At 38.6% G+C, this 15,756-nt stretch carries 5 protein-coding genes and 2 tRNA genes; 5 read left to right on the top strand and 2 right to left on the bottom strand.

The window, feature by feature from the left end:
- Nucleotides 1-55 precede the first annotated feature (55 nt).
- Nucleotides 56-10,753 (bottom strand): gliding motility-associated C-terminal domain-containing protein, encoded by a 10,698-nt coding sequence (locus tag ACJJVM_RS09690; protein ID WP_405211545.1) that lies wholly within the window; start codon nt 10,751-10,753, stop codon nt 56-58.
- 575 nt (nt 10,754-11,328) lie between these two features.
- On the opposite strand from ACJJVM_RS09690, the gene ACJJVM_RS09685 reads away from it, so the two are divergent.
- From ACJJVM_RS09685 to ACJJVM_RS09665, 5 genes are all read left to right on the top strand, one after another.
- Nucleotides 11,329-11,400 (top strand) — tRNA-Gly (locus ACJJVM_RS09685).
- Nucleotides 11,401-11,476: 76 nt separating this feature from the next.
- Nucleotides 11,477-11,560, top strand: a tRNA-Leu gene (locus ACJJVM_RS09680).
- 48 nt (nt 11,561-11,608) lie between these two features.
- Nucleotides 11,609-11,887 (top strand): GIY-YIG nuclease family protein, encoded by a 279-nt coding sequence (locus ACJJVM_RS09675; protein ID WP_405211544.1) that lies wholly within the window; start codon nt 11,609-11,611, stop codon nt 11,885-11,887.
- 87 nt (nt 11,888-11,974) lie between these two features.
- Entirely contained in the window at nt 11,975-12,253 is a 279-nt protein-coding gene (locus tag ACJJVM_RS09670) for a GIY-YIG nuclease family protein (RefSeq protein WP_405211543.1), read from the top strand.
- Between the two features lie 87 nt (nt 12,254-12,340).
- Complete coding sequence (locus tag ACJJVM_RS09665; RefSeq protein ID WP_405211542.1) at nt 12,341-12,619, top strand: GIY-YIG nuclease family protein; 279 nt, start codon at nt 12,341-12,343, stop codon at nt 12,617-12,619.
- Between the two features lie 95 nt (nt 12,620-12,714).
- On the opposite strand, the gene mutS is transcribed toward ACJJVM_RS09665, so the two are convergent.
- The gene (mutS, locus tag ACJJVM_RS09660) at nt 12,715-15,306 is read right to left on the bottom strand and encodes a DNA mismatch repair protein MutS (RefSeq protein WP_405212194.1); all 2,592 of its coding nucleotides are present in this window, start codon (nt 15,304-15,306) and stop codon (nt 12,715-12,717) included.
- Nucleotides 15,307-15,756 lie beyond the last annotated feature (450 nt).

Here is a 15,756-nt window from a genome sequence, read left to right as displayed (position 1 = left end):
GCTTTATTTTAATCCGGTGCACTCTTGCGAGCACACCGAATATTAGTATCTATTATTATCTATTTAAGTATAAAGGACCGGCTAACTGTTGTAGTCTTCCATCACCATTAGTGTATTCTATAGTGTAGTAATACGTTCCTACAGGTAATAGTTGATCTCCATTTACGGTTGCACGACCATTACTTTCTCCTCTAAAGTATTGACCATCTTGACCATAACCTTTCACTCCGTATACTTCTACTCCCCAACGGTTATAAATACGTACTGTATTGTTTGGATATTGTTCTATACCTCTTATTACAAATACGTCATTTAATCCATCTCCATTAGGAGTCATTATATCAAATACTTCTAGACCATCTGTTGCAGTTAATACTCCATTATTAATTTCAGTATAATCTGGAACACCATCTCCATCTTCATCTCCAGTCTCATCTCCGTTAGGTATACCATCTCCATCACAATCAAGATCTAACCATTCATCACTTACAGTGTCAAGATCCTGACTATCTGTATTAAAGTCACAAGGATCAGTTGGATCTGTACCATCTATAACTTCAACTTCATTTGTCACACCATCACCATCACAATCTGTTTCATTCCAGATATCTGTAGGATCAACTGTTTGACTTGTTGCATCAACGCTACAAGAATCTTGAGGATCTGTACCGTCTATAACTTCATCACTGTTAGTAACACCGTCACCATCACAATCTGTATTGAACCATTCTTCGGTTGCAATTGCTAAGTCTTGACTCGCTGCATCGTAATCACAGAGGTCTAATGGGTTTGTACCATCAAGTACTTCAATACCATTTAACACACCATCACCATCACAATCTGTATCATTCCACATATCTGTTACAGTAGAGATATCTTGACTAGCTACGTTATAGTCACAAACATCCAGTATATCTGTATCATCTAGAACTTCTTGCTCATTTGTTACTCCGTCACCATCACAATCACCGGCTAACCAAGCAGCATCTGGAGTTATAGTTTGGTGAATTATATCAAAGTCACAGTTATTTAATGGATCTGTACCATCAGTAACTTCGGTTCCATCTATCACACCATCACCATCTGAATCTGGGTTCTGAGGATCAGTTCCTATTGCAATTTCGTCGCCATTACTAAGACCATCATCATCACAATCTAGAGCATTCCACTCATCGCTCGCTGGTAATGTAATACTAGCTGTTAAGAAATCACAACCATCTGTTGGATCTGTACCATCTAATACTTCTTGCTCATTTGTTACTCCGTCACCATCACAATCACCAGCTAACCAAGCAGCATCAGCAGCTACAGTTTGACTCGTAAAGTCAAGATCACAGTTGTCTAATGGATCTGTACCATCAGCAATCTCATCTCCATTAGTTACACCGTCTCCATCACAGTCAGCAATTAACCAATCACCTACAGGTGTTACAGTTTGATGATCAAAATCAAAATCACAAATATCTAAGGGATCTGTACCATCAGTAACTTCAGTTCCGTCAATCACACCATCACCATCTGAATCTGGGTTCTGAGGATCGGTTCCTTCTGTGATTTCATCTCCATTAGTTAATCCGTCATCATCACAATCCAGAGCATTCCACTCATCACTCGTTGGTAATGTAATACTAGCTGTTAAGAAATCACAACCATCTGTTGGATCTGTACCATCTAATACTTCTTGCTCATTTGTTACTCCGTCACCATCACAATCACCAGCTAACCAAGCAGCATCTGCTACTACAGTTTGACTCGTAAAGTCAAGATCACAGTTATCTAATGGATCTGTACCATCAGCAATCTCATCTGCATTAGTTACACCATCTCCATCACAGTCAGCAGCTAACCAAGCAGCGTCTGCTGTTAATGTTTGACTAGCAACTACTAGATCACAGTTATCTGTTGGACTTGTACCATCTGTAACTTCGGTTCCATCAATCACACCATCACCATCTGAATCTGGGTTCTGAGGATCAGTTCCTTCTGTGATTTCATCTCCATTCGTTAATCCGTCATTATCACAATCAAGAGCGTTCCAAGCAGCACTTGCTGTCTCTGTAATACTAGCTGTTAAGAAATCACAACCATCTGTTGGATCTGTACCATCTAATACTTCTTGCTCATTTGTTACTCCGTCACCATCACAATCACCAGCTAACCAAGCAGCATCTGCTCCTACAGTTTGACTCGTAAAGTCAAGATCACAGCTATCTAATGGATCTGTACCATCAGCAATCTCATCTGCATTAGTTACACCATCTCCATCACAGTCAGCAGCTAACCAAGCAGCATCTGCTGTTAATGTTTGACTAGCAACTACTAGATCACAGTTATCTGTTGGACTTGTACCATCTGTAACTTCGGTTCCATCAATCACACCATCACCATCTGAATCTGGGTTCTGAGGATCAGTTCCTTCTGTGATTTCATCTCCATTTGTTAATCCGTCATTATCACAATCAAGAGCGTTCCAAGCAGCACTTGCTGTCTCTGTAATACTAGCTGTTAAGAAATCACAACCATCTGTTGGATCTGTACCGTCTAATACTTCTTGCTCATTTGTTACTCCGTCACCATCACAATCACCAGCTAACCAAGCAGCATCTGCTCCTACAGTTTGACTCGTAAAGTCAAGATCACAGTTATCTAATGGATCTGTACCATCAGCAATCTCATCTGCATTAGTTACACCATCTCCATCACAGTCAGCAGCTAACCAAGCAGCGTCTGCTGTTAATGTTTGACTAGCAACTACTAGATCACAGTTATCTGTTGGACTTGTACCATCTGTAACTTCGGTTCCATCAATCACACCATCACCATCTGAATCTGGGTTCTGAGGATCAGTTCCTTCTGTGATTTCATCTCCATTTGTTAATCCGTCATTATCACAATCAAGAGCATTCCAAGCAGCACTTGCTGTCTCTGTAATACTAGCTGTTAAGAAATCACAACCATCTGTTGGATCTGTACCATCTAATACTTCTTGCTCATTTGTTACTCCGTCACCATCACAATCACCAGCTAACCAAGCAGCATCTGCTACTACAGTTTGACTCGTAAAGTCAAGATCACAGCTATCTAATGGATCTGTACCATCAGCAATCTCATCTGCATTAGTTACACCATCGCCATCACAGTCAGCAGCTAACCAAGCAGCGTCTGCTGTTAATGTTTGGTGAAGAATATCGAACTCACAGTTGTTTAATGGATCTGTACCATCTGTAACTTCGGTTCCGTCAATCACACCATCACCATCTGAATCTGGGTTCTGAGGATCAGTTCCTGCTGTGATTTCATCTCCATTTGTTAATCCGTCATTATCACAATCAAGAGCATTCCAAGCAGCACTTGCTGTCTCTGTAATACTAGCTGTTAAGAAATCACAACCATCTGTTGGATCTGTACCATCTAATACTTCTTGCTCATTTGTTACTCCGTCACCATCACAATCACCAGCTAACCAAGCAGCATCTGCTCCTACAGTTTGACTCGTAAAGTCAAGATCACAGCTATCTAATGGATCTGTACCATCAGCAATCTCATCTGCATTAGTTACACCATCTCCATCACAGTCAGCAGCTAACCAAGCAGCGTCTGCTGTTAATGTTTGGTGAAGAATATCGAACTCACAGTTGTTTAATGGATCTGTACCATCTGTAACTTCGGTTCCGTCAATCACACCATCACCATCTGAATCTGGGTTTTGAGGATCGGTTCCTGCAGTGATTTCATCTCCATTAGAAAGACCATCATTATCACAGTCTAATTTATTCCAAGCAGCACTTGCTGTCTCTGTAATACTAGCTGTTAAGAAATCACAACCATCAGTTGGATCTGTACCGTCTAATACTTCTTGCTCATTTGTTACTCCATCACCATCACAATCACCAGCTAACCAAGCAGCATCTGCTCCTACAGTTTGACTCGTAAAATCAAGATCACAGCTATCTAATGGATCTGTACCATCGGCAATTTCATCTGCATTGGTTACGCCATCTCCATCACAATCTGAAGTAGGCCAATCATTAGTAACGGTTATTGTTGCCGTTACATCTTCACAAGGCAACTCTTGACTAATTGTATATGTATAAACTCCTGCTGCATTTACTGCAGGATCAAACATTCCATCAAGTAGATTTGGACTCCAAGTACCACCAGCATCTGCGGTTCCAAGAGCAGCAAATAAATCTACTGTGTCACAAGTTGCAGTAACTACTCCACTAACACCAGGATTTGCTTGAGGCACAAACTCCACTTCTACTGTTAATAAATCTAAGCTCTCACACCCTGCAGCATTAGTTTGACTAATTACAACCAAACTATCTGTCAAATCTGTTAATAATGTTGTCGCTGGAATAGAAACTTTAGGTTCAGCTTCATAATCTGCTAACGTATCATAGTAATTCAAGGTTAGTGTCTGTCCATCTGTTGTCACCTCTAAGTCTGCTAACGTTGCCGTAGCCATTTCCGACTCACAGAACTCTTGTAGTGTATCTCCGTTAGGATCTTCTGGTTCTGGATTTATAGTTACAACAAATTCTAATCTATCTGAAACATCAGATATACAAGTAGAAGGTGCATCTTCTGCAAAACCTGCAAAATAACTTACTCCATCAGTTAAAGGAGTAGTACTTGACAACACATTACCAGCAGCATCATACCACACCACAGTCGATCCCATAGGTGTATTATCTACTACTAAATCACCGATTGTATTAGCATCTGACACACAAGACACTGGCGTTGCATCTGGAGATGTAGGTGCTGGCAAATCACAAGTATATGTAATTGTTATAAGTGCATTATCTGCTGGTGCATTAATATTTCCGTCGTTGTCTTTTATCGTATAAGCAACTGGTGTCGGGTTTCCTGTAAAGTCTGGAAGCGGAATAAACGATGTTGCTCCTGTAAATGGATTTACACTCCACGTTCCTTCTCCTGGCACATTAAATCCAGTTACATTTCCATCAACCACATTGATTCCTGTAGCTCCAGGTGGTATTACTAAACTTACACTAGTTACATCTACAGTTCCATCTGTATCAGAATCAACAAGTGGATTAGGGTTACTCGGATCTTGATTGTTTGCAAAAACATCAACAGTCACTGTTGAACCTGCCACATTATCTAAATCAAAATCATCTTGTGGTACCGGAGGTATTTTCACGTAAGTGATTGTAAGTGTACCCTCATTCATAGATGTCAACCCTCCTAAATCATTTACTTCATAGTTAATAGGTGTAGGGTCTGCCGTAAATCCTGCTTGCGGAACAAATGTTACGTTTCCAGCAGGGTCTACAGTCCAAGTTCCCTCTCCAGGAACAACCAAAGTATCGTTAAATCCATCACCATTAGAATCTGTCGCGTTTGGATCTACAAAGTTTACTGTAGACGGATCAATCGCGTTAGACGGGTCTGCTAATGTGTTTGCTGTATCGTTATCACCAATAGGCGTATCCATAGTTACAGGTCCAGCGGCATTAAGTAAATCTTCATCATCCTCAACTATAGGTCCATCAGGAATACGTATTGTAACCGTTGTTGTGCTTGTATTTCCAGCTTCGTCTGTTATAGTATACTCAAATGTTGTCTCTCCTGACCATCCAGCTTCTGGTATAAATGTCATTGTACCATCTGGATCTACGAAGACTGTACCATTTGCAGGTTGTGTGTAGCTAGAAACTACCGTATTACCTTGCCCTAATATATCCTCATCATCGTGATCATCCCCAAATGCGTCATTTACCTCAAATAAGTTCTCAACAATAGATTGATTAATTCCAGTTATGAAATCATCTGGCATAGCTTGTATTGCAGCTCTTACCAAGCTCATAGGTATTTGAGTAGGCGCACACATACAATTTGCATCGCTAGGCTCCATTACAAAAACTAAACCTGTTGTCTCTGAACAAGCTTCTGTACCATTAAATTCAATTGACTCTGTTAATGACCCTCCAGCTGGAATTCCTCCAACTAGGTTGCCTGTAAATATGCTCGCTCCCATAGGCTGTCCCATTGCATCAGCACAATAGAAATCAAACTCAGCACCAGCTGGCATATCCAACTCTCCTGAATTCTCTATTGTTAGGGTTGCTAACGAATATCCAAAAGTAGACACCGTTTCCGAAAGTGTAGCTTCTGAAGCGGTTAAGGCTGCAGGAGTTGGCTTACGAATTTCTATATCATCTTGTCTACTTCCTGTTTGAATAATTGCTTCTGTACAAGAAGCTCCCGCACCTGTTGAACAAGTCGTTCCTGCTGTTTCTATATAGTTACTTACAGATACAGAAGCAGCATCTGAACATATACCATTAATAGGTGTTACATCAAAAGAAAATTCTAATGTATCATCATCTACCATACCGCTAGGATATTGTACTATAAGCTCATTAGGCATTTCACTAACGATAGTCATATCATCAGTACCACCACCAGTATTTGCAAGTGTACCTGGAACATACTCAAGCCCTACTGGTATTTCAACACTAGCAAAATCTTGCGTACCTGTTATAGCAGCCGGATTACCAACTATATCTTTTACAGTAGATTTATTAACTATTGTAAAATTACCACCACATCCATCTATTGGATCTGGAACAGACAGCTCTGGAAACACTTCGTAAGGTGCAGATAAACCATCTATTACAATTCCACTTGACAGAACTCTTGAGTTATCTCCAATTGCCGGATCACCACAAGGAGCGTTACCATTTACTTTAAAATTAAGTGGAGAGTTAGATTGATAATCACAAGTAGTCTGTAATGTGTATCGAATGATAATTTTACGATCATCTTGACTCACACCTACAGCACCAGTACCTGGAACACCTCCATACACATCCATATCTGGATGTGTAAGCGGAATTTCATAACCCGTACCTAAATCAACTACAGTAGATGTAATATCTTCCCAATTACCAGAACCTCTTGGATATTCTGACTCTATTAAAACGATATCCAGTGCAGACGTTCCTCCAAAAGGTTCCAAAGTAGAAACAGGATTTACAACTGTACCTTTTAAACCTGCATTAAATTCATTTTCTATCACAAATGACGTACAGTTATCTACTGTTGTAGATGGTTGAGATTGTAGCGTTTGCTGTACTAATGATCCAGAAGGTATAAGCGCAATTGTCGCAACTTCCTTATAACAAAAATCTGTTGTTGTTGTGTAATCAATTGGATATGCATCACAGTCATAACCTAACTCAAAATCTATTGGCCTTTGCTCACAAAAGTTATAAGTTGCTGCTATTCTAATATTTTTGGTTCCTCCAGCGGCAACTGCCCCTACCTGAACATAACTATTACCGTCTGCATCTGTAAATATCTCAGTCGATGGGTCAACTGGTGTACCTCCACCAGAACCATCTGCAGCCACATCAAGACTTGCATTTGTAACAACCACACCCTGTACAGGTACTCTTACCCAATGAAATGGTATATCGTTACTAGATGTGTTAACTATCTGTAGATCAAAAAATGCTTCTGGTCCAAATCCATCAACATTTGAACCTGCTAAAGGCTGGAAATTATATGTTGGTGCATTATAGGTTAGTCGTATTCCATTATTCGCATATGTATTACCTGCAGCTCCAGTTTGGTTATTGCTCGTTACACCATCGTCAGAAAAGACTAGGTTTTGAATTCTAGTTAAATCTTCACCATATTTTGCAGGATCTGCATAAACGTTATGCGCCCAAGGAAATAAGTCCATCGTAGTAAACACATCAATTTGTGTTGTTTCTAGTAACTCACAAGTTCCTTTTACGGTAAGGACAGTTCTGTAAGCTGCTTGCCCTCTTTGATCTGTATCTCTATAATCACTTCCTGGAACTGGAGTTGCCCTCCAGTTATTATCATCTATTTGAACTAAATTAAGATCGCCATCACTTGCCCTAAAAGTACCTTCTGTAGTAGACTGACTAGCATCAAGAACTCTAATACCATCTGGCACCACGTAATCAATTTGCTTGATGGCAGTTATCGGTCTAAATTCACCAGGGTGCAAGTGTCCTATCGAACCTCTTATATAGTTGTTATTATCAATAGCAAGAGCTTCTGTACAATCTGAGAAAGATCTACTACCCCCACTAGTATTTATATAAGGCCTCGTGAACTCTACAGAATCTCCCCAGTCGTCACAACTTACCTCATCTGCAGCGTTTGCATTAGAATGACCTGGCTCAATTGTAAAGAAGCGCCCTCTAAAGCCCATTACATTAAAATTGTTAGGATAATAAGTATCCAACTTAAAGTGCCAATCTATCTGAATAAAGAACTCATCTCCATTATCTACTGTACCCGAATCCAAGGTTGCTATCGCATTAGAAAAATCAAAATCTGCGATAAAATCGTTACTTCCACTTGGATCTGGAATAATCACCGGTGGATTCAACGCTGTTACTGGAGTTGTTAAACCTGTAGACGCATCTATAAAATATACTTCCCCCTCAATAAAGCTTATTGTCTCTTGACCTAATGATGCTGCCGCTGGTAGATCATATTTTTGTCTAAAATGAAGATTATCTCCAATCAAAGGATTAGTTTCAGCAGCATTATTAGAACTATTCATAAAGCCTTCTGCCTGTACACGCATATCATCACCTGCTAGATATTGATCTAGTTCGTGAATAGCTGGATCAAGTGTAACCAGCGTAGTCATTGTATTGTCAGTATATCCAGGAGTGATTCTAAAAGAATCAAAAGCTGTTATATTAGGACCTTGGCAAGGCTCACAACCGTGAAGTAGTACTGGAAGAAATGTATCACAATGAATATCATTTGTTTTACAAAGATCTCCACTAGCGTCATACCAGTTATATGTAGTTTTATATGGTACAATTATAGGGTTAGGAGTTGCACAAGTAGCTACTAAAGGAAAACGTACAAACTCATCATCATCTCCGTTATTATTGTTACTATAACCATTAGAAAGATCTGTGGTTCTATAAAAAACTGGCGTCCCTACACCTCCAGGCTGACTGTACAAAGCCGGGTCTGCAGAAGCATCAAGAGTGACACCTGCAGGAACGTCTAGTTCAACCAGCATTTCATTATCATCATCATCCGTAAAAATACCGTGTCCATTATGTCTATACGCTGTACCTGCATTCCTAAAATAAGGACTAATTGCAAGTTCAAATACTTCACCGTCAGACGTATCTGTATCCTGCTCTCTCAAAGTAGGTAACAAATAATCTCGTCCTATATTACCGTATCCTAAATCAATACCCGTAATACGCGACACATCACACTGTGTTTTTGTAAGTGCATTGAAGAATATATGCTCCCAGTCTTGTAATCTATCATCGCCAGATCCACAAGAAAACACATCGTCATCTACAAACTGCATATCATAAGTAAGCGTCACTGTATCTCCTGGTGCAATATCATCAAAATACGTATCACCATCTACATCAGAAAAACCACCCGCACCATCTGGATCCATCATAAGTGTATCCTCCTCAAGCATTTGCGTGTCGCCATACTGTACATAACTAGCAACATCTGAAGTCCATCCAGATATATTACCAGAAATATTAGTTTCAGTTGTAGTACCTAACCTAAAGTTGGTAAATATTTTTTGATCATAACGCTGGCTAGACCAACGGTTATTATTATTATAATCTATATTAAGCAGCTGATTATTAGATCCCATACCGAAAGAAAGCCTCACATCTTTTGCCCAAGAAGCCTCTCCTGTCCCTGTATTAGTAATTTCTATTATTACTGTATTTATCCCGCAAATTTCTCTAGGGTTTTGAACCACGTTATATGTAAGTGTAGGCACAGCAGTCCCAAAAAGAACCGATCCTACCACTTGATCAGAAAGGTAACAATCCCAACCAGCTCTGTGATCAACATTTGTATCTGCCGTACTACTACCACAAGACAACAAACTAAACTCTTCTGTAAAAACCAGCGTCTCACCATCATTAAATACTCCGTCGCCATCCTCTAAATTTGAATCTGTTGGATTTCCATCTACAAACGGAGACACCGTCATATCATACTCATATACAAGCGGGTTAGCCATATCATCTACTGGAGAAAGCTCCACACCATTGTAAAATAATTTATAATCTGTGATTTCACTACCAAGCAATACGGTGTGATAACCTGTTTGAACTCCTGATGTCCCAGCATTAATATCTGTTATTTCACGAGTATGTGTTCCACCCACTATCGCAGGTAATGAAAGTATAGGGGAATCTACCTGTAGAGAAGGTGCAATTAAATCATAACCGCCAAAATTAGGGTCTGTATCTTCTCCAGAGCCATCTCCTCCACTATAAGTTAAAGCTATAAAATCTTTGAATGTCCCACTATTTTCCGAATGAGCTACCGCATCACACCCGCCAAGACGTTGAAATGAAAATGAAGCAAAGTTTCCAGCCCCCCAATTATTAGTAGCATCACTATTTCGATTAACAGCAAACACTGGAGCTGCCAAATTACTAATGTCAGATTCTAATATCTCAAATTCTCCAGTAGGATTAGAGTTAGTAATACTAGCCGTACCTGGTATATAAGTAATCCCTGGCGCCATATTAACCGTTACAAGAACTGTATTAGTAGAAGATCCCAACGAAGTTATAGCAACTTCATTAAATGACTCATTACCCGGACCAATACCTATATCACCATCTATCGTGAAAGGCTGATAAGCCACCCTAAAATCATCATTTTCAAAAACTTGCGCATAAGACGACCCCGCAAAACTCACAAAAGCCAGTACTAATAGCAAAAAACTTCTTTTCCTCAACTTTTGCATTGAGGTAAAATTATTTTTCAAAACGGATGGAAGCGTAATTTTTCCCATAAATATAATTTATAAACTGATTCTTTATAATAGCTTTATTTCTCGTTTCAATAATTTGACCTCAATCTTGACAATTAAAAAATGTCGCTGATTCACGAGAAAATATAATTACTTACAAACATAAGTATATCTGACAAATGTAATGTTAATTTAATAACACAATAAATTATAGTGTATTTTATCGATGATTTTAACCTTTTTGTCGATGATTTGAGTCAAATATACGATAAATAGCAGATTAATATCGACGAAATACACAACCCTACATCTTTCTTAATTTTTTCAAAGGACTGACTATGAAGTGTTTCACTTAGAATCAAAACAAATTACCTTTCTTAAACGACAATTTACATCTTCCTTACTGTAAGTTAACTCTAAAACAATCTGTGATTGATCCCATATTTTTTTATAAAAAGTTTAAAAAACGCTTTGTAAAAACTAGAAAAGACTTAAATTTGCATCCGCTATGAGAAATAGTGATGTTCTTTACAGAATGAAATGCGAAAGTAGCTCAGGGGTAGAGCATCACCTTGCCAAGGTGGGGGTCGCGAGTTCAAATCTCGTCTTTCGCTCAAATTTGAAATAATTACGCTTTCGCGAAAGCGTATAGAAAATATACCAATTTTATTTTCACACAAGTGAGAATATGCTCGAGTGGTGGAATTGGTAGACACGTTGGACTTAAAATCCAATGTCCATTAGGACGTACGGGTTCAAGTCCCGTCTCGAGTACAAAAGGCTTCCATCTAGGAAGCCTTTTTTATTTTATAGATTTTAATAATGGCTACAGTCTACATTCTCTATTCTAAAAGTATTGACCGTTACTACATAGGCAGCTGCCTAGATTTAGAACAAAGAGTACAGGAACACATATTAAATAATAAAGGATTTACCGCTAGAGCACAAGATTGGAAAATCTTCTTTAAAATAGAAAATTTAGAATATCAACAAGCACGGAGAATCGAAAAACATATCAAGAATATGAAAAGCAAAACATATTTAGTAAACCTTAAGAAGTATAACGAAATAACACAAAAGCTGATTCAAAAGTATAAATAACGAGTTCATCCCGATAGCTATCGGGACCCGTCTCGAGTACAAAAGGCTTCCATCTAGGAAGCCTTTTTTATTTTATAGATTTTAATAATGGCTACAGTCTACATTCTCTATTCTAAAAGTATTGACCGTTACTACATAGGCAGCTGCCTAGATTTAGAACAAAGAGTACAGGAACACGTATTAAATAATAAAGGATTTACCGCTAGAGCACAAGATTGGAAAATCTTCTTTAAAATAGAAAATTTAGAATATCAACAAGCACGGAGAATCGAAAAACATATCAAGAATATGAAAAGCAAAACATATTTAGTAAACCTTAAGAAGTATAACGAAATAACACAAAAGCTGATTCAAAAGTATAAATAACGAGTTCATCCCGATAGCTATCGGGACCCGTCTCGAGTACAAAAGGCTTCCATCTAGGAAGCCTTTTTTATTTTATAGATTTTAATAATGGCTACAGTCTACATTCTCTATTCTAAAAGTATTGACCGTTACTACATAGGCAGCTGCCTAGATTTAGAACAAAGAGTACAGGAACACATATTAAATAATAAAGGATTTACCGCTAGAGCACAAGATTGGAAAATCTTCTTTAAAATAGAAAATTTAGAATATCAACAAGCACGGAGAATCGAAAGACATATCAAGAATATGAAAAGCAAAACATATTTAGTAAACCTTAAGAAGTATAACGAAATAACACAAAAGCTGATTCAAAAGTATAAATAACGGGTTCATCCCGATAGCTATCGGGACCCGTCTCGAGCACAAAAGGCTTCCATCTAGGAAGCCTTTTTTATTTAAATTAATTAAAAATCAACACTCTAGGGTGTTGACTTACTCTTTTTCTTAACAAGCATTCTTTTTATCTCGTTAAGTTTCATAAGTGCCTCCACCGGTGTAAGCGTATCAATATCTATATGCAATATCTCTTCTTTTATTTCTTCTAGTAATGGATCATCTAGATTAAAGAAGCTAAGCTGCATTTCTTCCTCTGCCGCATCTTTTAGGGTACCCGTAAGCTCTTCACTACCGTGAGACTTTTCTAGCTTACCCATCATCTTAGTAGCGCGACGCAGTACTTGCTGTGGCATTCCCGCCATTTTTGCTACGTGTATACCAAAACTATGCGCACTTCCTCCTGGCACCAGTTTACGTAAGAATAAGACGTTGTCTTTAAGCTCTTTTACAGAGACGTTATAGTTCTTAATACGCTCAAAGGTTTCACACATCTCATTGAGCTCGTGATAGTGTGTTGCAAAAAGCGTTTTTGGCCTACCAGGGTGCTCGTGTAGGTACTCACTTATTGCCCAGGCTATAGATATACCATCATAAGTACTTGTCCCCCTACCTATCTCATCTAGTAAAACCAGGCTTCGGTCGCTCAAGTTATTAAGTATACTAGCTGTCTCATTCATCTCTACCATAAAGGTACTCTCACCCATAGATATATTATCACTAGCTCCTACTCTAGTAAAAATCTTATCTACTAGACCTATATGAGCCACTTGGGCTGGTACAAAACTTCCCATTTGAGCAAGCAGCACTATTAATGCTGTTTGCCTTAAAATAGCACTCTTACCAGACATATTAGGCCCCGTGATCATAATCATTTGTTGATCTGCACTATCTAGATACACATCATTTGTAACATATGCCTCACCTAGTGGCAGTTGCTTTTCTATAACAGGGTGACGCCCTTCCTTTATGTCTATTACTTGAGACTCATCTAGGGTGGGTCTCACATAATTATTTTCTCTTGCAAGTTGTGTAAAGCCTAGCAAACAATCGAGCTGTGCAATTTGTGCTGCATTAGCCTGTACCTGAGGGATAAAACCACCCACCCAACTCACCAGCTCAGCAAATAGTTGCTGCTCTATACCTTGTATACGTTCTTCTGCCCCAAGTATTTTACCCTCATACTCCTTAAGCTCATCTGTAATGTAACGCTCAGCATTAACAAGAGTTTGTTTTCTGATCCACTCCTCAGGCACCTTATCTTTATGTGTATTTCTTACTTCTATATAATACCCAAAAACGTTATTTGAAGCAATTTTTAAAGAAGTAATACCAGTGCGCTCTGTCTCGCGCTCCAGCATCTTTTCTAGGTAATCCTTACCTCCTTGTGATAATGCTCTTAAATCATCTAGTTCTTTATGAAAACCAGGAGCAATTGCTCCACCTTTTACTATAGAGACAGGAGCTTCTTCTCTTAGGGTTTCTTTTATTTTAGAACGGAGTACTTCACAGTTCTGCAACTGCTCACCTATAATTTTAAGCGATTCATTATCTGTACCAGATGCTAGGGCTTTAATAGGCACAATAGCCTCTAGCGAGTTTTTGAGTTGTATCACCTCGCGAGGGCTAATCTTAGCCGTGGCAACCTTGCTTATTAAACGCTCAAGGTCTCCTATCTGCTTGATATGACCCTGCATTTTATCAAAAATATCGCCGTTATCTGATAAAAATGACACCACCTCGTGACGGCGTTTTATCTCATCCAGTCTTTTAAGTGGCAATGCGAGCCATCTTTTAAGAAGGCGCCCACCCATTGCAGAGGTAGTTTTATCTATTATGTCTATTAAGGTAATAGCCTTTACATCAGAAGCCGAGTTATATAGCTCTAGGTTACGTATGGTAAAGCGATCCATCCACACATAATCATCTGCCGCAATACGACTTATGCTTGTGATATGCTGTAGCTTATGGTGTTGCGTCTCTCCTAGATAATGTAAAGCAGCCCCAGCAGCTATAATACCTGCCATAAGATGCTCAACACCAAAACCCTTAAGAGACTTCACATTGAAGTGCTTATGCAATGATTCTCTCGCATAATCTATTTGAAAAACCCAATCTTCTTGATAAAAAGTGTGATAATCTGGCCCATACGATTCTATGAATTTCTTTTTTTGAGCCTTAGAAACAAGTAATTCACTAGGGGCAAAATTCTGGAGCAACTTATCTACATAAGCAACATCTCCTTGAGCAGTAAGGTACTCTCCTGTTGACACATCTAAAAAGGAAACACCTACCTTATCTTTTTCAAAATAGACAGCTCCCAGAAAGTTATTTGTCTTTGCAGAGAGTATATCATCATTCATCGCAACACCAGGCGTAACAAGCTCTGTAACACCACGTTTAACGATTTTTTTTGTTTGTTTTGGGTCCTCAAGTTGATCACAAATAGCGACACGACAGCCCGCTTTTACCAGCTTAGGCAAGTATGTATTAAGCGAGTGATGCGGGAAACCCGCAAGCTCAGTGCGCTCTCCACCATTATTACGATTAGTTAACGTGATATTGAGAATGGCAGCAGCTTTTACCGCATCTTCACCAAATGTCTCGTAAAAATCGCCAACTCTAAAGAGCAACAAAGCATCAGGATATTTTGCCTTGATACCATTGTATTGTTGCATTAATGGGGTCACTTTCTTCTTTGCCAAACTGTAATTTTTAAGGAAAATAAAAATACGCCATTCTTTTGTGTTGACATTAATGACCTAAGGAATGTTATCCCCAGTTTTACACATTTTTTTAGTCCGCTTTCGCGAAAGCGTAAAATAAAGCGTTTTAAGGATGTTTTAAACCGTAGAACACAAAACCATAAGCTGTGAAAAATAAAATCGATTTACAACAGCTTAAAACAATCAATTTATTATAGATAAAAACTATTTTTTTATTTTAATAATAATACTAGACTATCCAAAATCACACTTCCGCCTAAATTATTGTGAGAAAAATCACTATTAACAACAAAATGATGAATTATTCGCAAAAAACATATATTATCACCTAAATTCTTATCAAATGCCTATCATTTAGTGATTTATGTTAGATATTATTTATAATTTGGATTTAAACTTTAA

Source organism: Dokdonia sp. Asnod2-E02 (genome assembly GCF_045063915.1).
Lineage (GTDB): Bacteria > Bacteroidota > Bacteroidia > Flavobacteriales > Flavobacteriaceae > Dokdonia.
Note: the sequence above shows the minus strand (reverse complement) of the source record. Positions and strands in the feature narration are given on the sequence as shown.